This window comes from Qipengyuania flavescens (assembly GCF_029688735.1).
Taxonomy (GTDB): Bacteria; Pseudomonadota; Alphaproteobacteria; order Sphingomonadales; family Sphingomonadaceae; genus Qipengyuania.
This window is the reverse complement of record NZ_JARULD010000002.1, coordinates 42,657-64,957: the sequence shown is the minus strand read 5'-3', so window position 1 is coordinate 64,957 and position 22,301 is coordinate 42,657. Positions and strand designations below refer to the sequence as shown.

General features: G+C 63.6%; 13 protein-coding genes. 11 read left to right on the top strand and 2 right to left on the bottom strand.

The features are described 5' to 3' along the window. Positions 1–110: 110 nt before the first annotated feature. The 8 genes from P8R33_RS05480 (at position 111) to P8R33_RS05445 (ending at position 12,792) form a co-directional block, all read left to right on the top strand. Positions 111–3,317, top strand: a complete 3,207-nt coding sequence (locus P8R33_RS05480) for a TonB-dependent receptor (protein ID WP_278327991.1) — start codon at positions 111–113, stop codon at positions 3,315–3,317. Positions 3,318–3,463: 146 nt separating this feature from the next. Then, positions 3,464–4,525: a LacI family DNA-binding transcriptional regulator gene (locus tag P8R33_RS05475; RefSeq protein WP_278327990.1), complete on the top strand. Its 1,062-nt coding sequence runs from the start codon at positions 3,464–3,466 to the stop codon at positions 4,523–4,525. Then, positions 4,512–5,708: an MFS transporter gene (locus P8R33_RS05470; RefSeq protein WP_278327989.1), complete on the top strand. Its 1,197-nt coding sequence runs from the start codon at positions 4,512–4,514 to the stop codon at positions 5,706–5,708. The genes P8R33_RS05475 and P8R33_RS05470 overlap by 14 nt, the downstream gene beginning before the upstream one ends. Before the next feature lie 81 nt (positions 5,709–5,789). Further along, a complete protein-coding gene (locus tag P8R33_RS05465) occupies positions 5,790–8,159 on the top strand; it encodes a glycoside hydrolase family 3 protein (RefSeq protein WP_278327988.1) in 2,370 nt (789 codons plus the stop codon). Positions 8,160–8,283: 124 nt separating this feature from the next. Continuing rightward, complete coding sequence (locus P8R33_RS05460) at positions 8,284–9,576, top strand: sugar MFS transporter (protein ID WP_278327987.1); 1,293 nt, start codon at positions 8,284–8,286, stop codon at positions 9,574–9,576. Positions 9,577–9,664: 88 nt separating this feature from the next. Further along, a complete protein-coding gene (locus tag P8R33_RS05455; protein WP_278327986.1) occupies positions 9,665–10,399 on the top strand; it encodes a 3'(2'),5'-bisphosphate nucleotidase CysQ in 735 nt (244 codons plus the stop codon). Positions 10,400–10,490: 91 nt separating this feature from the next. Further along, positions 10,491–11,702 (top strand): acyl-CoA dehydrogenase family protein, encoded by a 1,212-nt coding sequence (locus P8R33_RS05450; protein ID WP_278327985.1) that lies wholly within the window; start codon positions 10,491–10,493, stop codon positions 11,700–11,702. A 19-nt stretch (positions 11,703–11,721) separates the two neighbouring features. Beyond that, a complete protein-coding gene (locus P8R33_RS05445; RefSeq protein WP_278327984.1) occupies positions 11,722–12,792 on the top strand; it encodes an acyl-CoA dehydrogenase family protein in 1,071 nt (356 codons plus the stop codon). Between the two features lie 19 nt (positions 12,793–12,811). Here P8R33_RS05445 and P8R33_RS05440 read toward each other — a convergent pair whose 3' ends face one another. After that, a complete protein-coding gene (locus P8R33_RS05440) occupies positions 12,812–14,038 on the bottom strand; it encodes a TetR/AcrR family transcriptional regulator (protein WP_278327983.1) in 1,227 nt (408 codons plus the stop codon). Then, entirely contained in the window at positions 14,035–15,771 is a 1,737-nt protein-coding gene (locus P8R33_RS05435; RefSeq protein WP_278327982.1) for a class I adenylate-forming enzyme family protein, read from the bottom strand. Before P8R33_RS05435 ends, P8R33_RS05440 begins: the two co-directional genes overlap by 4 nt. Before the next feature lie 177 nt (positions 15,772–15,948). Here P8R33_RS05435 and P8R33_RS05430 point away from each other — a divergent pair, with 177 nt between their 5' ends. The 3 genes from P8R33_RS05430 to P8R33_RS05420 all read left to right on the top strand — a co-directional run bounded on the left by P8R33_RS05430 (position 15,949) and on the right by P8R33_RS05420 (position 22,130). Further along, positions 15,949–17,184: a serine hydrolase domain-containing protein gene (locus P8R33_RS05430; RefSeq protein WP_278327981.1), complete on the top strand. Its 1,236-nt coding sequence runs from the start codon at positions 15,949–15,951 to the stop codon at positions 17,182–17,184. A 10-nt stretch (positions 17,185–17,194) separates the two neighbouring features. After that, positions 17,195–19,231, top strand: a complete 2,037-nt coding sequence (locus P8R33_RS05425) for a 3-hydroxyacyl-CoA dehydrogenase NAD-binding domain-containing protein (RefSeq protein ID WP_278327980.1) — start codon at positions 17,195–17,197, stop codon at positions 19,229–19,231. A gap of 160 nt (positions 19,232–19,391) precedes the next feature. Then, positions 19,392–22,130, top strand: coding sequence for a TonB-dependent receptor (locus P8R33_RS05420; RefSeq protein WP_278327979.1), 2,739 nt, complete (start codon positions 19,392–19,394; stop codon positions 22,128–22,130). Positions 22,131–22,301 lie beyond the last annotated feature (171 nt).

Genomic DNA, 22,301 nt, shown 5'->3' with positions numbered 1-22,301 from the left:
ACGCATTCGTTGTGAACGTTCATACATCGGGTTGTGAACGCTCACAACCGGCGGTATGTGACGATGCGAAGACACTTCAAGGTGTCCAGTCTTGGGACTAGGGAGGAAACATGTCTCTGAAATCCAATCGAATTGCGCCGGTCGCGCGCCGAATCGCCGCGCTCACCACCGCATCCAGCCTCGCACTGGTCGCCACGCAACCGGCCTTCGCTCAGGATGCGCAGGACGACGATAACGAACCCGTCGTCGAAGACAGCGAGAACACGATCATCGTCAGCGGCTTCCGCCGCTCGCTGGAAACGGCCCAGGATTTCAAGCGCGAAGCCGACACCGTCGTCGACGCCATCGACGCCGAAGATATCGGCGCGCTGGCCGATCGGTCGGTCGCCGAAGCGCTGCAGCGCGTCCCCGGCGTGAACATCAGCCGATTCGAAGGCGCCGACGATCCCGACCGCTTCTCGGTCGAAGGCACCGGCGTCATCATCCGCGGCCTCCCCTATGTCCGGTCCGAGCTGAACGGGCGCGACATCTTCTCGGCCAATGGCGGCCGGACCCTGTCCTTCAACGACGTCTCGCCCGAGCTGCTCGGCCGTGTCGAGGTGTTCAAGAACGTCACTGCGGACATGATCGAAGGCGGGATCTCGGGCACGGTCAACCTCGTCACCCGCAAGCCGCTCGACAATCCGGGCTTCAACCTGGCCGGCACGATCGAAGCCAATATCGGCGATCTGGCCGAAGAATGGTCGCCCGGTTTCTCGATCCTCGGATCGAACACCTTCGACCTGCCCGGCGGCAGCGTAATCGGCATCCAGCTTGCCTATGCGCAGCAGGAACTGGTCACCCGCACAGACGCTTCGCAGATCACCGACCCCTGCTATCGTCCGCGCGACCTGACGACCGGCGGCTGTTTCCGCGTCGCCCCGACGACCGACGCAGGTTTCGGCGAACAGGAATTCGACGCGACCAACTTCCCGCCCGACGACAGCGTAATCGTACCCCAGGGCGGCGGCGTGCGCACCACCGACCTGGAGCGTGACCGCCGGGCCTTTTCCGGCGTGTTGCAATGGGAGAGCGCCACCGGCGACGCCGTCATCACGGCAGAATACCTGCGCGCCGAGACCGATACGTCGCTCGACGAATTCTCCGGCCTAGCACTGGTCAACAACCCGGCCTTCTTCCCCTTCTATGTCGACGGAACGACGCCGGTTATCGAAGGCAACCGCGTCGTTTCGGGTACGCTGACCCAGGTTTCGGACTTCGGCGTCCAGGCGCTGCCTACCGAATTCCTCCGCTTCCAGCAGCGCGGCGAAGCGATGACCGAGGACTTCTCGCTCGATCTCGAATTCCAGCCGACCGATCGCCTGCGCCTCAACGCGGAAGTACAGTACATCAACTCGACCCGCGAAGCGGCCGGGTTCATCGCGGCGACGCAGACCTATTCGAACATCTTCTTCGACTTCCGCGAGGAAACGCCGGAGATCCGGTTCCTGCAGCCCGGCACCGGCGATTCCCCGGCATCCTATTTTACCGACCCGAGCCGCACGCTATACTGGTTCACGCTGGATAATCAGGAAGACAATGAGGGCGAGCTCTACAGCACCCGCATCGATGCCGAATACGACATCAGCGATACCGGCTTCTTCCGCAGCGCCCGCTTCGGCGCTCGCTGGGCCGACCGCAGCCGCGTCACCCGCAATTCCAACTACACCAACTGGAGCAATCTGGGCGCGGTGTGGGCTGGCCGTAACGGCAACTGGAACTGCGACGATTACCAGGCCTTCGGTTGCGGCGGCGCCTATATCGCCGACTTCCCCGAACTGGCAGAAGTTCGCACGCCGTTCGGCGAAGACTTCCAGCGCGGCAATGCGCCGGTGCCCTTCGGCGACGGATCGGCCTTCTACTTCGGTCCGGACAATCTGGTCGACGCCTATCTCAACGGCGACCTGACCGGTCCGCTCGCGGACGTTCGGGCCTTCACGCTGACGCCGGAAGGCCGCGGCCTGATCTTCGAGCGTACCAATCCTGACGGCACGCCCTGCGATCCGTTCTGCCAGGGCGATATCTCGGACGTCGAGGAATCGACTACCGCCGGCTATGTCCGCGTCGACTTCGGCACCGACTTCGGCAACGGCATGAGCCTGACCGGCAACATCGGCCTGCGCTATGTCGACACGGAAATCCGCGTAGGCGGACGCATCCAGTTCCCGACCGCCTTCGGACTGGGTTTTGCCGATCCGAACACTGAGGTCACCCCTGCCGTTCTGCGGGCGCGCTGCGCCGAACTCGGCGGAGGCGGACCGGGCGATCCACCGGGCAGTGTTCCGGGCCTCGAATACTGCCAGCTGTCGGATGCGCGACTGGCCGAATTCGTCTCCCGCTACACAGGCGAGATCCTGCAGGACAACGACAACATCGGCTTCGATCACTGGTTGCCGAGTTTCAACGCCAAGCTCGATTTCGGCAACGGCATGATCCTGCGTGGTGCGGTGTCGCGGAACATCGAGCGTCCCGATCTGGCGGCGTTCCAGACCGGCGGCACGATCGGCCGGAACACCGGGGCCCTGGCAAACGACGGGCTACTCGATACCGGCCGCCTGTTCGCCATTACCTCGGGCAACCGCTTCCTGCGGCCGACCACGGCGTGGAATTACGACATTTCCGCAGAGTGGTATTTCGACGACGTGGGCTCCATTACTGCGGCCTTCTTCCTCAAGGACCTGCAGGGCGTATTCAACAACGGCGCGGAAAACCGCACTTATACCAGCCCCAGCGGCGTCGATATCGATCTCGTCTACAACTCGACCTTCAATGTCGACGATGGCGTGATCAAGGGTGTCGAGCTGGCCTACCAGCAGGTCTACGACTTCCTGCCGGGTCCGCTCTCCGGCCTCGGTACGCAGCTGACCTATACCTATGTCGATCCGGGCGATCTCAACAATGTGTTGAACGGCGCGAACCCGATTGCTGCCAGCCTGCCGCTCGTCGGCGTGTCGGAGCACACAGTGAATGCCACGGTATTCTATGAAAAGGGGCCGATCTCGGCACGTGCGGCCTATAACTGGCGCTCGGAATACCTGCAGACGCCGCGCGACGTGATCTTCCCGTTCTCACCCATTTACGGCGAGGCGACGGGCCAGCTCGACGCCTCCATCTTCTATGCCGTCACCGACAATGTGAAGATCGGCGTACAGGGCGTGAACCTGCTCGATGAGGTCACCAAGACCAGCTACGTGATCGATTTCGATGGCACGCGGGTCATCCGCTCCGCCTTCCGCAACGATCGCCGCTTTACGTTCCTGGCGCGCTTCGATTTCTAAGCGGCACCAGCGAATTGAACGAACACGATGGGCCCGGTCGAAAGATCGGGCCCATCTGCAATCGGGTGAGCGTTTGACCAGGTGTCGTTGCAAGCCTGCGGCAACGCGGTACAAGCGGCTCGCAAACGCAGCATAGGGGGTTATCGATGGCAAGGCGGCGACAATCCGTCACCATCAAGCACGTGGCAGCCGATGCAGGGGTTTCCCTGCAGACGGTAAGCCGCGTCATCAATAACGAGCCCAATGTCCGCCCGGAAATGAAGAAGAGGGTTCAGGACAGCATCGACAAGCTCGGCTACGTCCCCTCGATTGCAGCGCAGCGCATGAGCGGGTCGCGGTCCTACCTGATCCTGGCGATCAACGACCGGGAGCGCACAATTGCCGACTGGCAAGCCAGGCTCGGCACCGACTGGGTCGACCAGATGCTGCTCGGCGGCATGCTCGCAAGTGGGGAGCGCGGCTATCGCATGCTGGTGGAACTGGTCGACACGCATAACGACCATGTCGAACGGGAACTGTCGGCGGCCATTGCCGCATTGCAGCCCGACGGCGTCATCCTGACACCGCCGCACTCGGACAATCCCCTGATCACCGGCTTGCTGGCAAAACGGAACATACCTTTCGCCCGTATCGGTTCGAAAGCGGCCGGGCCGGGGATCGCCATGACGATGGGCGACGAGCATCTCGCTGCGATCGCCACCGATCACCTGATCGAGCTCGGGCATCAGCGGATCGGCTTCATTGCCGGACCTGACGATTACAGCCTCGCCGACTGGCGTATCGACGGCTGGCGCGGCGCGATGGAGCGTGCGGGCTTCGACGCAAACGGTCTGTGCGAGCGTGGCGACTTCGGATTCGAGAGCGGGCTGGCTGCCGCTCGCTCCTTGCTCGACCTGCCCGACCCGCCGACCGCGATCATCGCCAGCAGCGACCAGATGGCCATCGCCACTCTCGAGGCCGCACGGTCGGATGGTCTCTCCGTGCCGGGCGACTTGTCCCTGATCAGTTTCGACAATACCCCGATCGTGCGCTTTACCGAACCGCCGATGACTGCGCTCGACCAGCCGATTGCGGCGACGACCGCCAAGGCCGTGGAACTCCTGATCGACGGTGAACCGCGAACCGGAGACGAGGAGCCAATCGTAATGGAAGGCAGCCTCGTAGTGCGCGGCTCGACTGGCCGGGTGCCCCAGCGTGCTGTCAACTGACGCGGACCAGCCTGCCGCACTGCAGTCGGCTCGCTTCCTTTGGCTCTACGCGCTGGCAGCCGCCGGTGGTGCCGTCGCCTATGTGCCTTTCCTCACCATCTTGCTGCCTGAGCGGATCGCAGTGTTCGCGGGACAGGAGAAAGTCGAGACGCTGGCCTATGGTGCCTTCGCCGGTGCCATAGCGGCAAGCCTCGCCAATATCGGGTTCGGCTGGGCAAGCGATCGCACCGCCTCGCGACGGCCCTGGATCTACACCGGGCTTGTCCTTTCTAGCATACTCATCGTCGCGATGCGCGAGGTAGATAGCCTTACGACCTTACTCGTCATGCTCGTGTGCTGGCAGATCGCGCTCAACATGATGCTCGGCCCGCTTTCCGCTTGGGCGGGCGACCATGTGCCCGACGCGCAGAAGGGTTTTCTCGGCGGCCTCCTTGCCTTCGCCCCGGCGCTCGGAGCCTTGTCGGCGGCAATCGTCACTATTCCCAGCCTTGCCGAGGCAGACATGCGACTCATCATCGTCGCGCTGCTGGTCGCCACCATGGTCCTGCCGGTCATGCTGTTCGGCAAGCCGCGCCGAATGCCGCAACTGATGGAGACGGACGCGACGCCGGAGCCCCGCCCCGCCACCGGGCGCATCACGATTGCCCGCATGTGGGTGGCGCGGCTGCTGGTCCAGATTGCCGAGGCCGCGCTGTTCGCCTTCTTGTTGTTCTGGTTCCGCAGCATCGACGAGGCCGTGACCGACAACGATACGGCACTCGTTTTCGCCATTGTGTTGGGGCTTTCCGTTCCGCTGGCGTTATTTGCAGGCCGCTGGTCGGACCGAGGCAATCGCCCCTTCCGCCCCCTCACCCTGGGCGCCGGCCTTGGCGCTGTCGGCCTTGTCGCAATGGCAGCAGCGGACGATCTTTCGACCGGGATCGCAGGCTATATCCTTTTCGGCCTTGCGACGAGCGTGTTCCTCGCCCTGCATTCCGCCCAGACCCTGCGCGTTCTGCCCAAGCCGAAAACGCGCGGACGCGACCTCGGCCTGTTCAATCTCACCAATACCGTGCCCTCGCTGATTATGCCCTGGCTCACACTTGCGATGGTGCCGGTACTGGGGTTCTCAGCGCTGTTTCTGCTCCTTGCGGTGCTGTGCGCGGTGGCCTGTGTCATTCTGTGGACGATCCAGCGCCGCTAGCCGCTTGACCTGCCAGCGGGTCCGTGGCACCTCTCTTGGGAACGTTCTCAATAGGGATCCGAGGGCGTGGGGAGATAGCGAATGAAGCGTTGGGTCTGGGCCGGAGCGGCAGCATGTGCTCTGGCGGGTTGCACACAGGTTTCCGAGGTCGAGCGGCCCGTCGTTGCCGCCGCGCCGGCGAGCGAGGACGCGGCCATTGCCGACATCGTGTCGCGCATGAGCCTGGAGCGCAAAATCGCCCAACTGATCCAGCCGCAGATCAATTCTTTCACCGCCAAGGACATGGAGCGCTATCGCTTCGGCAGCTATCTCAATGGCGGTAATGGAGGCCCCTATGGCGACGAATTCGCGCCGCCTGCCGAGTGGCTGCGCCTCGCCGACGAGATGTTCGATGCATCGACCCGGCCCCTGCCAGATGGCGAGCCGGTGATCCCGACCATGTGGGGCACGGACGCAGTCCACGGCCACACCAACGTGATCGGGGCAACGATCTTCCCGCACAATATCGGCCTTGGCGCAACGCGCGATGCCGACCTGCTGCGCCGCATCGGCCGCGCAACCGCCCGCGAGATCGAGGCGACCGGGATCGACTGGAACTTCTCGCCCACCGTGGCGGTCGCGCGCGACGATCGCTGGGGGCGGACCTATGAAAGCTATTCCGAAGACCCACAAATCGTCGCTCCTTTAGGGGCCGCACTGGTCGAAGGCCTGCAGGGCGCCGAAGGGGCCGAGGATTTTCTCGGCGACGGACGCGTTATCGCAACTGCCAAGCACTTCTTCGGCGACGGCGGCACCACGCAAGGCATCGATACCGGCGACGTTAACGGCGACATGAATGCGCTCAAGGCAATTCACGCCGTGCCCTATCCCCCCGCCATCGATGCCGGGGTGCAGGTCGTGATGGCCAGCTTCAATTCGATCAACGGCGTGAAGATGCACGGCAACGAGGCGCTGCTGACCGGTGTGCTGCGCGACGAGATGGGCTTCGACGGGCTGGTCGTCGGCGACTGGAACGGTCACGGCCAGGTCAAGGGCTGCACCGTTACCGACTGCGCGCAATCGCTCAAAGCGGGGCTCGACATCTACATGGTCCCCGATGACTGGAAGGGCCTGATGGACACGCTGGTCGCGCAAGTGCGCGACGGCACGATCCCGATGGCGACGCTCGACCGCGCGGTGACGCGGATCCTCCGCGTGAAGATGCGCGCCGGGCTGCTGGACGCCGATGTCGCCAGGCCTTCGGAGCGCGGACTTGGCCGCGATCTCTCGGTCATCGGCTCCGCCGAACACCGCGCCATCGCGCGCGAGGCGGTGGCGAAGTCTCAGGTCATCCTGAAGAACAGCGGCGTGCTGCCGCTGAAGCCGGGTGCCGACATCCTGATCGCAGGCGAGGCGGCAGACCAGGTTTGGCGCGCTGCCGGTGGCTGGACGCTGACCTGGCAGGGCGGCCCGGACCTGACGGACGAGTATTTCCCCGGTGCAACCTCGATCCGCGACGGCATCGAGCAGGCTGCGCGGGAGAGCGGTGGTTCTGCGACCTATTCGGCGGACGGCAGTTACTCCGCCAAGCCCGACGCGGCGATCGTGGTCTTCGGCGAGGAAGCCTACGCCGAGTTCTACGGCGACCGGAAAACACTGGTGTTCCGCGACGAGGAGGGCTTGGAATTGCTGCGCAAGTTCGACGCTGCAGGTGTTCCAACCGTCGCAGTGTATCTTTCCGGGCGCCCCATGTGGATGAACCGCGAAATCAACGCTGCCGACGCCTTCGTGGCGAGCTGGCTGCCAGGGGGCGAAGGTGCCGGCGTGGCAGATGTGCTGTTCGGCAAGCGCGAGGCGACCGGGCGTTTGTCCTTCAGCTGGCCCACCGACTGCGGCGGCAAGCCGGTCAACGGCGCCCAGGGTGCGTTGTTCGAAGTCGGCTATGGACTTGGCCTCGCGCAGCAGTCTGCTCCGCAGGGACTGTCGGAGGAATGCGCCTATCTCGAGGAAGCACCGTCGGCCGACTGGTTCGCCAATGGTCGCCTTGCTCAGGACGTTACCGCCAGCGCCAACGGTACCGGGCTAGTTGGCCTGCGCGGGAATGCCGGCGGTATTGCAGCGCGCGGCTTCGACCGCCTGCGACAGGAAGACGCCCGCGAGATCGAATTCGCACCCGGCGCCTCGCTGCAGCTTAGCGGTCCGGCATCGGATGGTGCCGCATACCGCATCGCCTATTCGCTACCCGCCGCACCGACAGCGCCGGTTACGGTCAGGATCGGCGATATCGTGCTGGACGTGACGGACCAATTCCGCGTCGGCGGCGGCAAGGGCTGGCGCGAAATGGTGCTGACGCAAAACTGCTTCGCCGACCTCGCGGACACGATCACGATTACGTCCGAAGGACCGCTGACGATGCAGATCGCCGGTATCGCGCGGCAGGATGTGCCCGAAGGGACCGATTGCTCGTTCTAGGTCTGATCGTGGTTCGCATTCGTGAATTCGTATTTGCTCTGGAATGCCAGAAGATAATGGCGCAGGCATCGCGCAGGGATGACACGCCGCCCGGCAGGGCGCGTGCTTGGGAGGAATTGAGATTATGGCACTAGCACCCGACGTCGCGTCGAGCACAGACCCGCATCCGGTCGAGGATGAGGGTACCGGCATCAATGCCCCCGGCCTGCAGTATTTCGTCTTCGGCCTGTTCTTCATCTTCGGCGGCATCACCTCGCTCAACGACGTGATAATCCCGAAGCTGAAAGAGCTGTTCACGCTCAACTACACGCAGGCGATGCTGGTGCAGTTCTGTTTCTTTACCGCCTATCTGGTGATCGGCATCCCGGGCGCGAAGCTGGTCAAGCGCATCGGCTACATGCGCGGGGCGGTAGCGGGTTTGCTGACCATGATGGTCGGCTGCCTGATGTTCATTCCGGCCAGCCAGACGGCGACATACTGGGTGTTCCTGCTGGCGCTGTTCGTGCTCGCGAGCGGGGTGGTGATCGTCCAGGTTGTCGCCAATCCGCTGATCTCGCTGCTCGGCCCGCAGAAGACGGCGCATAGCCGCCTGACCTTCGCGCAGGCTTTCAACAGCCTCGGCACGACGATTTTTCCGATTGTCGGCGCGGCAGTCATCCTTGGCAGCCTCGCCAATGTCACGGCCGACCAGTTGTCCGGCGCTGAACTGCAGGCCTATCGCCAGGCGGAGAGCGAGGCGATCTGGCAGGGCTATCTCGGCGTCGCCATCCTGATCGCGCTCGTCGCTGCCGCCGTGTGGATGTTCCGCAACCGCCTCGAAGGCGAGAAGCACGAAGCATCCTCCGGACTCGCCGGTCTCGACCTGCTGAAGCGCAGCCGGTTCGGCTATGGGGCGCTCTGCATCTTCCTTTACGTCGGTGCGGAAGTTTCGATTGGCTCGATCATCATCAACTACCTTGCGCAGGACCGTGTGCTCGGCCAGCCGGAAAGCGTGATCGGCTGGATGATCGGCCTCTATTGGGGCGGCGCGATGATCGGCCGGTTCATCGGCTCCTACTTCCTGCGCGTCTTCTCGCCGGGCAAGATCCTCGCCTTCAATGCGACGGGTTCGATCCTGCTGATACTCATCAGCGCCATGTCGACGGGCGAAGTCGCAGCCTACAGCCTCCTCGCAGTCGGCCTGATGAATTCGATAATGTTCCCGACGATCTTCTCGCTTGCCTGCGAGAAGCTGGGTTCGCGCGCTGCAGACGGTTCGGGCATCATCAACGTGGCGATCTTCGGCGGGGCCGTCGTCCCGCTGCTCTACGGCGTACTGGCGGATGTGAGCGGCAGCCTCGCCTTCGCCATGATCCTGCCGATCGCCTGCTATGCGATCATCGCTGGCTTCGGCATCTTCGCACGCCGACCTGCCTGATCTCGCACCTGCACAAATTCGGGGGTTCGCAAGGCAGGCTCGCTCTGCCATGCGGCCCCCGAACTCTTTTACCCGATAGGACCGCCCCATGACCGATGCCGAACTCGCCGCCCACCTCGCCCAAGTGGCAGGCAAAATCCTGATCGAGGTGCGTGAGAGCGGCGTGTTCGAGGGCAAAGGCCTCGGCAAGGCGGGCGACGAAGCGGCCAACCAGTTCCTCTGTCACGCCCTGCGCCAGCAACGCCCCGAAGACGGCCTTCTTTCCGAAGAGGAAAAGGACAACGCCGCTCGCCTCGACAAGAAACGCGTCTGGATCGTCGACCCGGTCGACGGCACGCGCGAGTATGGCGAAGCGCGGACCGACTGGGCCGTCCATGTCGCGCTCTGCATCGATGGCAAGCCGGAGATCGGCGCTGTCGCCCTGCCCGGCCTCGATTGCGTGCTCCGGACCGACGCGCCGATCGACGTACCTGCGCCTGCGGAGAAGCCACGTATGGTCGTGAGCCGCACGCGCCCTGCGGCAGAGGCGGTGAAGGTCTCCGAAGCCATCGGCGCAGAGCTCGTCGGCATGGGCTCGGCCGGGGCCAAGGCGATGGCCGTGGTCCGCGGCGAAGCGGAAATCTATCTCCACACCGGCGGCCAGTACGAATGGGACAGCGCGGCCCCTGCCGCCGTCGCCCTCGCCCATGGCCTGCACGCCAGCCGGATCGACGGCAGCCCGCTGGCCTATAACCAGGCCGACACCTACATGCCCGACCTGCTCATCTGCCGCCCCGAATGGGCCGAGCGAGTCCTTGCGGAAGTCGCCGCACTCGCATCCTAGGGACGCGCGGCAAGCGGCCTTGCTCTAGCGGATTTTCGCTTGCTTCCTATTTGCGGTATGGGAGTCGCCGCAGATAGAGAGGACAGCGCCCATGGCCACACAACTCGAGCCCGCAACCCAGACCGACGAAGACGCCTTCCGCGCGGAAGTGCAGCAGTTTCTGGCGGACAATTTTCCCGACGAACTCAAGGGCACCAACAACGCCTTGTCCGGCGTCGACGGCCCGACCAATGAAACCCCCGCACAGAAAAAATGGCGCGAAGCCATGGGGGCGCGCGGCTGGGGCACGCCGACCTGGCCCAAGGAATATGGCGGCGGCGGCCTGACGAAGGCGCAGGCCAAGATCCTCGAGCAGGAGATGGGCAAGGCCGGGGCCTACAATCCCATCGGCGGAATGGGTGTGATGATGTTCGGCCCGACGCTGCTGGAATATGGCAGCGAGGAGCAGAAGAAAGAGCACATCCCGCCGATCACCCGCGGCGAGATCCGCTGGTGCCAGGGCTACAGCGAACCCAATGCCGGCTCCGACCTCGCCAATTTGCAGACCTTCGCCGAGGACAAGGGCGACCATTACCTTGTGAACGGCCAGAAGACCTGGACCAGCGGCGGCCAGTGGGCGGACAAGTGCTTCGCCATCGTTCGCACCGACAAGAGCGACAAGCACAAGGGCATCAGCTTCATGCTGATCGACATGGATTCGCCCGGCGTCGAAGTCCGGCCGATCACCATGATCAGCGGCACGAGCCCCTTCTGCGAAACCTTCTTCACCGATGTGAAGGTGCCCAAGGAGAACCTAGTCGGCGAGGAAGGCCAGGGCTGGACCATCGGCAAGCGCCTGCTTCAGCACGAACGCACCAATATCTCGGGCGGCGGCAGCCTCGCTCGCCTGATGGGTCAGAGCCTCGGCGAAATCGCCAAGAAGTACCAGCCGACCGGCGACGATGGCGAGCTGGCCGATGCCGTGCTGCGCGACAAGATCGCCGATTTCGAGATCCGCTGGAACAGCTTCCTCCTCACCGCGCGCCGCGCCGTCGAGGAAAGCAAGGCGCAGGGCGGCGTCTCCGAAATCAGTTCGGTGCTGAAGAAGCTCGGCACCAAGCTCAGCCAGGAACGCAGCGAGTTGCTGATCGAGATCCGTGGGCTCCAGGGCCTCGGCTGGGAAGGCGATGGCTTCCGCGACAGCGAGCTGGAAGCCGTGCGCGGCTGGCTCTTCGGCAAGGCCACGACGATCTATGGCGGCTCCACCGAAATCCAGAACAACATCATCGCCAAGCGCGTGCTCGGCATGCTCGACCATCAGTAAGGCGAGAGGGACAAAGACAATGGCAGTTCTCAACGAAGAACAGGAAATGCTGCGCGACATGGCGCGCGAATGGGCCGTCAACGAAAGTCCGGTCACCGAATTCCGCAAGGTCCGCGCCAGCGGCGAGCCGGAAGCGTTCAATCGCGATGCCTATGCGACGATGGCCGAGATGGGCTGGGCCGGGGTCATCATTCCCGAAGAGCACGGCGGGTCCGACTTCGGCTTCATGTCGGCAGGCCTTGTGGTCGAGGAACTCGGCAAGACGCTGACTGCCAGCCCGCTGGTGATGAACACGGTAGCCGCAAGCGCCATCGTGCTGGGTGGCAGCGACGAGCAGAAAGCGAACTGGCTGCCGAAGCTGGCCAGCGGCGAGGCGATCGCGACGATCGCCGTCGACGAAGGCGCAACGCACGATCCCTCGAAGATCGAAACCAGTGTTTCGGGGGGCAAGCTCAGCGGCACCAAGGCTTTCGTCCACGAAGCGCATGGTGCCGATCTGTTCGTGGTCGCCGCGAAGGACGGCCTCTACCTCGTGGAGAAGGGCGATGGCGTGTCGCTCGCCACGCGCAAGCTGACCGACCAGCGCAGCCATGCCGATGTCACTTTCGACGGCGCGGCCGCGGACAAGCTTGCGAACGGCGGCGACGGCCTGCTCGACGATGTGCTCGACCGGGCGCGCGTGCTGACGGCAGCCGAGATGCTCGGCATGGCGCAGCAGGTGTTCGACGATACGCTCGCCTATCTGAAGCAGCGTGTGCAGTTCAACCAGGTGCTCGCCAGCTTCCAGGCGCTGCAGCACCGCATGGCCGACCTCTTCGCCGATCTTGCGCAGATGCGTTCGGCTGTCGAGGCAGGGCTGCAGGCCGTCGATGGCGGCTTCGGTGTGGCGCGTGCGGCGACGATCGCCAAGGCGGAGGCCAATCGCGTCATGCACACCATGGCGAACGAGGGCATCCAGCTACACGGCGGTATCGGCATGACCGACGAATACGACGTGGGCTTCTATCTCAAACGCGCCCGCGTGCTGGAGCAGAGCTTCGGTTCGTCGAGCTACCTCAAGGACCGCTTCGCGAAGCTGTCGAGTTATTGATGCATAGTGGCGGATCCGCCTATCGCGGGTCCGCCAGCATTCCTTCGGACAGAATCGACAAATAGGTCCGGATCGCCTCGTCGCGGTCTGCGAACCGCTCTGCCCAATGGCGCGCATCATAGGCCGAGTTCACCGTCGACATGATTACTTGCCCTGCGATCAGCGGATCGACCGGGCGCACCGAACCATCGGCGACGCCGTCCATCAGCATGCCGGAAAAGCGCCGCGCCAGCCGGTTGGATCGGGTCACCACATCCTCCTTCTGGTTGGCCTCCAGCGCCTGCAGCGCCGTGGTCCGAAGCAAGGGGGTCGCGTCGAAAAACTGCACATCGATGAGCTCGCGCAGCACGCTGCAAATCCGCGTCCAGTAATCCGCATCCAGGTCCAGCCCGGCGATCTGCGCGGCAGAAAGCCGGTCGTAGCTTTGCTGGAAGCAGGCGAGCACCAGATCGTCCTTCGCCTGGTGGTGGTGGTAGAAACTGCCCTTGGTGACATTGAGGCTCTCGGCGATCCGGTTGACCGATGCACCACGATAGCCGAGCCGGTTTATCATCACGGTCGCCGCACGCAGGAAGGCTTCGTTCTGGCCGCTCTCCTCATCCTCTCCGGTGCGCCAGTCGCCCGATAGGTCCTGCGGTGCAAAACGCCCACGCTGCGACGGCAAGCCATTGGCGAGCACATCGAACAGCCGCGCTTCGATCCGATCGAAATCGCGTACCGAGTAACGCAGCGACCAGATCGGCCACCACATCATCGCCTCGAGCAGGATATGCGCCCGCGCGGAGAACAGCGCGCGCTGTTCGTTGCTGCTCCACTCGCCGAAAAAACGCCGCACGATGCTCACCACCCGAAGGTAATGCGCCATCAGCGTGTCGTAGGCTTCGGTGTCCAGCGTACGAATTTCGGATAGCGCCGTCGTCAGCCCGCGCTCGCCTGCCCGGATGCGCTTGCGCAAGGCGATCTGCCCGGCGATGAAATGCCGCAATCGCGCCGCCGGATCGGCCTGCTCCAGCGCTGCCTGCGCCATCTCCTCCATCAGCGTCAGCGTTTCGTCATAGACGGCGACGACGAGCTTCTCCTTGCGCGGGAAATAATAGGTCACGCTGGTGGCATTGAGCCCGATGGCGCGGGCAACTTCGGCCAGCGTCGTCGCCTGCACTCCGACCTCGTTGATCAGCACCGAAGCGGCGTGGATGATCGCTTCGCGCTTCTCGTCGAACTTGCGGGTGGAAGCAGGCGCGATCACGCGAAAAATGTCCCGAGGTCGCGCTTCAGGATCTTGCCGTTGGCATTCCGCGGCAGCGTATCCTTTACGAAGGCGATGCGCACCGGCACCTTGAACTTGGCGAGCCGAGCCGCAACCCATTCGCGCAGTTCCTCCTCGCTTGCGGACATGCCGGGGGCGAGGTGGACTACGGCGGCGGGCTCTTCGCCCAGAGTCTTGTGCGGGATGCCGATCAGCGCGGCATCGGTCACCGCGGGGTGGTCGTAGAGCACATTCTCGACTTCGGAGGAGTAGATGTTCTCGCCGCCCCGGATAATCATGTCCTTGGCCCGGTCCACGATATAGCAGAAGCCGTCCTCGTCCAGCTTCGCAAGGTCGCCGGTGCGCACCCAGCCGTCCACGAAAGTTTCGGCGCTCGCCTCCGGCCGGTTCCAGTAGCCCTTCACCACCATCGGCCCGCGCGCCCACAACTCGCCGACTTCTCCGGCAGGCAATTCCTGCGAGCCGTCCTCGGCCATGATCTTGAGGTCGGCCACGGGCACCGGCGGGCCGCAGCTTTCCGGGCGATTGAGATAGTCTTCGGAATTGTTTCCGGTGACCGTTGCCATGGTTTCGGTCATGCCCCAGCCGTTGTGCGGCAGTGCGCCGAAGGTTTCATAGATCTTGCGGACCAGTTCGGGCGCAGCGGGCGCACCGCCGTAGGAAATCGTCTCGAGGCTGGAGAGATCGAAATTCTCGCGCTCGGGATGCTCGATCAACTGCCAGGCGATGGTCGGCACACCGCCCGCAGTGTTTACCCGCTCACGCTGGATGAGGCCGAAGGCTTCCACCGGGTCCCATTTATGCATGAACACAAGGGTATGTCCTGCCATCACCGCACCCATCATGCCTGCCGAACAGGCGGTTACGTGAAATAGCGGAATGACGACCAGACTAACCTTTTGCGCCGGTTCGGGCGGCTCGTCTCCGCGGCGCAGGGCCGCCATCGCAATGCTCCATCCGCCCGACAGGATATTGGTCGCGAGATTGCGATGCGTGCCCAGCGCGCCCTTGGGCTGGCCGGTGGTGCCGCTGGTGTAGAAGATCGTCGCTTCGTCGTCGGGCGCGATCTCGACCTGGGGAAGGTCCGCTGCAGGCAAGTCTGCAAACCTTTTTGGCTTGCCGATAATATCTTCCAGACGCTCGGCCCCAAAGGGGTCGGCATCGCAGCGCGACACGAACACTGTCGCGAGTTCGGGCATTTCGTCGCGGTGCTCTGCGATCCGCTCCCAGCGCTCGGCATCGCAGACCAGCAATTTGCTTCCCGAATTAGCGAGGCCGAAAGCCAACTCCGGCCCGGTCCACCAGGCATTTAGCGGCACGCAAATCGCGCCGATGCAGGTGGCGGCGAAAAACGCCACCGGCCATTCGGGCAGGTTGCGCATCGCCAGCGCGACCCGGTCGCCCTTCTCCACTCCGCGCGCGCGGAACTCCGCCGCCAGTCGCGCGACAGCCCGGAACCACGCATCGTAGGTGACCCGCTCGTCCTCGTAGATCGTGAACAAACGCTCGCCGTGCGCGCGCCCGACTTCGGCGATCGCACGCAGGTTCGGCGGCGCGTTTTTCCACACTCGCGTCTGCACGCCGCGAATATCGACCGTATCCATTTCGAAGCGCTGGCCCGGCGCGGTCAATCGCGCGGTGGCATCCTCCCGGCTCATGGCCGGCCAGCCCGCAGGCGTGGTCCAGCCGATCGCGGTCGCGAGATCGTTCATTACATCCCTCTCGTACGCCGCGTCTGTCGCGCGACTCCCTCTCCAGAGCATCTTACTAAACCTGCCTCCCCTTCCGACGCAAGCGCGGTTCGAAGCTCAGGTATGAGGGTGGCAAGAGAGAACAGAATCGCTATGCGGGCAAAACGGAAGGATAGGTATGCAAGAGAGGAGAGGCGCATGTTCGATCTGGCCGAGGCCGGTTCTCTGGGATTCGATGCTGGCAGGCTGGCGAGGATACCCGATTTCCTGAAGCAGACCTATATCGACAATGGGCGCCTGCCGAATGCCCAGCTGGTCGTCGCGCGTGGCGGCACGCCGGTCCACTATACGCGGCTTGGCGCAATGGGCGAGGACGGGCGCGACCTGCCCGACGATGCGCTGTTCCGCATCGCCAGCATGACCAAGCCAGTCACCTCGATCGCCTTCATGCAGCTGGTCGAGCAGTGTGAAGTCGCGCTGGAGGACCCGGTCACGAAGGTGTTCCCGGAATTTGCCGACCTCAAGGTCTATGCTGGGGGCGGCGGTTCTATACCCTTCGCGCCGGGCGCTCCGGCGCACCCGATGCGCTTCGTCGACCTGCTGACGCATATGTCGGGCTTCACCTACGGCTTGCAAAACCGCAACAATCTCGACGCCGCCTATCGCGAGCACAATTTCGACTTCGCCCGCGACCACCTCGACAGCAACGAGTTCATCGCGCGGCTGGCGAAGCTCCCGCTCGAATTCGCACCGGGCCAGGGCTGGAATTACTCGGTATCGACCGATGTGCTCGGCATCGCGGTGGAGCGGATCAGCGGGATGCGGCTGGGCGACTATTTCGAGAAGCACATCTTCGCCCCCCTCGGCATGACCGACACGCGGTTCGGCGTGAAGGAAGCCGACCTCGACCGGTTGGTCGATGCCTATGCCTACCGCCCCGGCCAGTCGCCGCGCATGATCAGCGCGGGCAAGACCAGCAAGCTCGCGCTGCCCGGCACGTTCGACAGCGGCGGCGGCGGGCTCGTCGGCTCGATCGCCGACTATCACCGCTTCGCGACAATGCTGCTGAATGGCGGCGCGCTCGATGGCGCGCGGATCGTCAGCCCCAAGACGCTGAGGTTGATGCGCACGAACCATCTGCCGAACAATGCCGACCTCACCGAGATGTCGAGCAGCCTGTTCTCCGAAGCCAACTATGCCGGGACCGGTTTCGGCCTTGGCTTTGCCATGGTGATCGATCCGGCTAAGACGCTGATGCCCAGCAGCCGAGGCGAGTTCTACTGGGGCGGCGCTTATTCGACTGCCTTCTTCGTCGATCCCGTAGAGCGGATCACGTGTGTCTTCATGACGCAGGTCTATCCCTCGTCCACCTACCCGATCCGGCGCCAGCTCAAGACGCTGATCTATTCCGCCCTCACCGAAACCTATGCCTGAGGAGACCCGAATGACCTCCCCCATCCGCACCGAACGCCATGACAACGTCCTCGTCGTCATCTCCGACAACCCGCCAGTCAATGCACTCGGCCAGGCCGTGCGTGCCGGCCTCAAGGACGCCATCGAGGAAGCCATGTCCGACGATGCGATCGAAGCGGTCGTCATCCGCTGCGACGGGCGCACCTTCTTTGCCGGGGCGGACATTACCGAATTCGGCAAGCCGCCGGTCGGCCCCAACCTTCCCGAAACGCTCGATGCAATGGAGGCGAGCGACAAGCCGGTGGTCGCCGCGATCCACGGGACGGCGCTGGGCGGCGGCTGCGAAGTCGCGCTGGCCTGCCACTACCGCGTCGCCGTGCCGAGCGCGAAGCTGGGCCTGCCCGAAGTGAAGCTCGGCCTGATCCCGGGCGCAGCCGGAACCCAACGCCTGCCGCGGCTGGTCGGCGCCGAAGCCGCCCTGCCCCTCGTGGTCGGCGGCAATCCGATCTCGGCCAGGAAAGCGCAAGGCATCGGACTGGTCGACGAAATCGTCGGCGAGGACAGTCTTGAAGCCGACGCGATCGCCTTCGCGAAATCGAAAATCGGCCAGCCGGTCCCCCGCGCCTCGGAGGGCACCGCGAATGGAGACGGCGTGCGCGATCCCGACCTGTTCGATCGCTTCCGCGCCAGTCAGGCGCGCAAGATCCGCGGCTTCGATGCGCCCAATGCGGCGATCGAGGCAGTCAAAGCGGCGGGCACCATGTCCTATGCCGAGGGCGTGAAGAAGGAGCGCGAACTTTTCACGGAATTGATGTCGGGCACGCAAAGCGCGGCGATGCGGCATTATTTCTTCGCCGAACGCGCTGCCAACAAGATCGACGACGTGCCGAAGGACACGCCGTTGATCCCGATCAAGAAAGTCGGCGTCATCGGGGCCGGCACGATGGGCGGCGGCATTTCGATGAACTTTCTTTCTGCCGGCATCCCGGTGACCATCCTCGAGATGAGCCAGGACGCGCTCGACCGTGGCACCGGGACGATGCGCAAGAATTACGAGAACACCGCCAAGAAGGGCCGCATGACCGCCGATCAGGTCGAGCAGGCGATGGGCCTTCTGACCCCGACGCTTTCCTATGACGACCTCGCCGATTGCGACCTCGTGATCGAGGCGGTGTACGAGAGCATGGACGTCAAGAAAGAGGTGTTCGGCAAGCTCGACGAAGTGGTCAAGCAAGGCGCGATCCTCGCCTCCAATACCAGCTATCTCGACGTGAACGAGATCGCGGCAGCGACGCAGCGCCCGGGCTATGTGGTCGGGATGCACTTCTTCTCGCCAGCAAATATCATGAAGCTGCTGGAGGTGGTGCGCGGCGAAAAGACCCGCGACGATGTGCTGGCCACGGTGATGAAGCTGTCCAAGACGATCGGCAAAGTCGCAGCAGTTTCGGGCGTATGTCCGGGCTTCATCGGCAACCGCATGCTGTCGAAGCGGCAGGAACAGGCCAATGCGCTAATCATGGAGGGCGCGAACTATTGGGAGGTCGACGAGGTCCTGCTCGATTTCGGTTTCCCCATGGGTCCGTTCCAGATGGGCGATCTCGCCGGCATCGACATCGGCTGGCACCGCGACCCGAGCAAGGTCACGACCGTGCGCGAAGCACTATGCGCCGTCGGCCGCTTCGGGCAGAAGGCTGGCAAGGGTTTCTACGATTACGACGAAGCACGCCAGCGGACCCCATCGGACGAAGTGAAACAAATCATCGCCGACTTCGCGGCCAAGGAAGGTAAGGAACAGCGCGAGATTTTGAAGGACGAAATTCGCGAGCGCCTGCTCTATCCCATGGTCAATGAGGGGGCGAAAATCCTCGAGGAGGGCATGGCCCAGCGCGCCAGCGATATCGATGTCGTTTGGATCAACGGGTATGGCTGGCCGCTCTATACAGGCGGGCCGATGTTCTGGGCTCAGACTATCGGCCTCGACAAGGTCGTCGAGGGGCTGGAAAAGCACGACTTGCCGGTCAGCAACTATTTGCGCGAGCGATCCGCCGGCTCCGGCAAATTCGACTAGACACAAAGCACTTCTGCGACATTTTTGAAACGCTGGTACGTAAATCGGTCGATGGATAACGCCGTTCGTCCGACTTTCGTTGACATCGCTGGCGAAGGAAGCTTTTCACCCACGAGAGAGCGGCGCGCCCCCGAATGCGCCATGAAGAGAGAGGAAACCTATGAAGAAGTTCGGTTTACGCCATCATTGTGCCTTCGGTGCGATTGCCGGAGCGCTCGCCTGCATGCCTGCGGCAGCGCTGGCGCAGGACGTGGCAACCACCAGCACCGATGATGCCGACCTGGTCGACAATGCGGATGTCGAAGATGGCAATGTCATCATCGTGACTGCGCAGGGCCGCCAGCAGGTCCTGTCCGATGTACCCGTCGCCGTTTCCGCAGTATCTGCCGAGACGCTCGAGCGATCCGGCGTGGCCGACATTCGCGACCTCAACCAGGTTGCCCCCTCACTGCTGGTTTCTTCGACCGGTAACGAAGCGAACGGTTCGGCGCGTATTCGCGGCATCGGCACCGTCGGCGACAACCCCGGCCTCGAAAGCTCGGTCGCGGTGTTCGTCGACGGCGTATATCGCTCGCGCTCGGGCAACGCCCTGTCCGAACTCGGCCCGCTCGACCGTGTGGAAATCCTGCGCGGCCCGCAGGGCACGCTCGGCGGTCGTAACTCTTCGGCCGGCCTGATCAATATCTACACCGCCCCGCCCGAGTTCACCTTCTCCGGCTATGGCGCCTTCACTTACGGCAATTACGATGCGATCAAGGTGGAAGCCGGCATCAATGCGCCGCTCAGCGACACGATCGCTGCCCGCATCGACGGCGTCTATTTCGAGCGTGACGGTTTCTACAACGATGTCGTCAACGACGTGCGCGTCAACGACCGCGACCGCTACCTTGTCCGCGCGCAGGCGCTGTTCGAGCCGCGCGACGGCCTGACCTTCCGCCTCGTCGGCGACTATTCGAAGAAGGACGAGGCGTGCTGCGCCGCCACCTTCGTGCAGCCGGAATTCGCTCCGCTCGCACGCGTCGCGCCGGACCTCAGCCCGTTCACCCGCCCCAATGGCGGCCCGGCGCTGACCAGCCCGGCGAACCCGATCATCGGTGTGCTGCTCGGCCTGGGTCAGGATCCGCGCGCCCTTACACAGTCGACCTTCGACCGTGATATTTACGTGACCCCCGGTCGCAGCTACGAGGGCGAGACCGAGGACTGGGGCATTTCCGGCGAACTCAACTGGGAATTCGGCAACGTCACCCTCACCTCGATCACCGGCTATCGCGAGTATTCCAACTTCCAGGGTTCGGATACCGACTACACCCAGGCCGACCTGATCTACCGCGCACCGGGACCGAATGCCGGCGCGCGTGAATTCAAGACCTTCACGCAGGAGCTTCGCCTCAACGGCACGGTGTTCAACGACCGGCTCGACTGGCTCGTGGGCGCCTATTACGCCAACGAGAAGCTGGAAACGCGCGATAACCTGCGCTTCGGCGACGACTACGGCACGTTCGCCAATTGCCGCATCGCGATCGCCATAAATCCGGCGCTCGCGAACCCGGCTGCGGACAATTGCCTGGGCGCCAATGTCGCCGCGCTGGACGGCACGCTGACCGGCACGCCGGCTTTCGGCCCTGCGACGCCGCTCATCCTTGCCGGCATCAACAATCTGGCTCAGGTTCGCGATCTCGGCAGCACGGGCGATGTGTACAACCAGACCAGCGAAAACTTCGCTGTATTCACGCACAACATCTTCCACATTACCGATCGCCTCGATCTGACCCTGGGTCTTCGGTATACGAACGAGACCAAGGATTTCGATGCCGCGTTCAGCAATGACAATGTCATCTGCCCGCAGAACCGAGCGCTGCTGAGCGGCCTTCTCGCAACCCCGCTGGCGGGTCTTGCAGGCGGCCTGATCTCGCTCAGCTGTCAGGGCAACTCGACCAGCGAACTCGACGGTGTGACGCTGAGCGATACGCGCGACGAGGACGAGCTGACCGGTACTGCCATCCTCAGCTACAAGCCGACCGACGACTTGCTGGTCTATGGTTCCTACTCCAAGGGCTACAAGGCCGGCGGCTTCAACCTCGACCGTTCGGCCCTTGCCGTGCCCGTGGCGTTCAATGTCGACACACTCGACCCGACTGCCTTGCAATTCGATGCCGAAACCGTCGATGCCTACGAAATCGGCCTGAAGTATGCCGCGCGCAAGTGGGGCTTCAGCCTCGCTGCGTTCCGTCAGGAGTTCTCGAACTTCCAGCTGAACACGTTCAACGGATCGGTCTACCTGGTCCAGAACCTCAATGGCTGCGACAATGATCTTGGCGGCGGCGACCGTGACGGCGATCCTGCTACCGGCGCCTGCGCGACGGACAATGTGGCACCGGGCGTGATCGCGCAGGGCGTGGAATTCGAAACCTCGCTCAGCCCGATCCGCGACCTGACCATGACCATGGGCATCACCTATTCGGATACCAGCTACGAGGACAACCTCGTCGGTACCGACGATGGCGCCCCGCTGGATCCGGCCCTGCGCCTGCTCCCGGGCGACAATATGTCGAACGCGCCCGAAGTGACCGCGACCGCGTCGCTCAGCTGGACCCCGCCGATCGGCAATTCCGGACTGTCGGGCCTGTTCTTCGTCAATGCCCGCACGACCGGCGATTACAACACCGGTTCGGACCTACTCTACGGCAAGGAACAGGACAGCTATACGCTGGTGAACGGCCGGATCGGCATCACCGGACCGGACCGGGCCTGGGGTGTCGAAGTCTGGGCGAACAATCTGTTCGACGTCGACTACACGCAGGTTGCCTTCAACACGCCGTTCGTCGCGCCGCAGCAGACCTATTCGGCCTTCCTCGCCGAACCGCGGACCTACGGCATCACGGTTCGCGCCGGTTTCTGACCAAGCCAGCCCGAAAAACTTGTAAGGCCCGGCATCACGCGATGCCGGGCCTTTTCTTTTACCCAGCGCCCGGCGCAGGGCAAACTGAGAACTGGTCTACTCGGTGTCTTGCTTTGAAATATAGGTATGTCAACTGAAACTGAAATGAAAGAAAGTTACGCTGAAAGATTG

What these genes read in the sequence shown, in the direction of transcription:
- P8R33_RS05445 (WP_278327984.1), top strand. Translation starts at nt 11,722, where the DNA reads ATGGCAGTTCTCAACGAAGAACAGGAAATGCTGCGCGACATGGCGCGC.
- P8R33_RS05465 (WP_278327988.1), top strand. Translation starts at nt 5,790, where the DNA reads ATGAAGCGTTGGGTCTGGGCCGGAGCGGCAGCATGTGCTCTGGCGGGT.
- P8R33_RS05480 (WP_278327991.1), top strand. Translation starts at nt 111, where the DNA reads ATGTCTCTGAAATCCAATCGAATTGCGCCGGTCGCGCGCCGAATCGCC.
- P8R33_RS05435 (WP_278327982.1), bottom strand. Translation starts at nt 15,771, where the DNA reads ATGAACGATCTCGCGACCGCGATCGGCTGGACCACGCCTGCGGGCTGG.
- P8R33_RS05420 (WP_278327979.1), top strand. Translation starts at nt 19,392, where the DNA reads ATGAAGAAGTTCGGTTTACGCCATCATTGTGCCTTCGGTGCGATTGCC.
- P8R33_RS05430 (WP_278327981.1), top strand. Translation starts at nt 15,949, where the DNA reads ATGTTCGATCTGGCCGAGGCCGGTTCTCTGGGATTCGATGCTGGCAGG.
- P8R33_RS05460 (WP_278327987.1), top strand. Translation starts at nt 8,284, where the DNA reads ATGGCACTAGCACCCGACGTCGCGTCGAGCACAGACCCGCATCCGGTC.
- P8R33_RS05475 (WP_278327990.1), top strand. Translation starts at nt 3,464, where the DNA reads ATGGCAAGGCGGCGACAATCCGTCACCATCAAGCACGTGGCAGCCGAT.
- P8R33_RS05450 (WP_278327985.1), top strand. Translation starts at nt 10,491, where the DNA reads ATGGCCACACAACTCGAGCCCGCAACCCAGACCGACGAAGACGCCTTC.
- P8R33_RS05425 (WP_278327980.1), top strand. Translation starts at nt 17,195, where the DNA reads ATGACCTCCCCCATCCGCACCGAACGCCATGACAACGTCCTCGTCGTC.
- P8R33_RS05455 (WP_278327986.1), top strand. Translation starts at nt 9,665, where the DNA reads ATGACCGATGCCGAACTCGCCGCCCACCTCGCCCAAGTGGCAGGCAAA.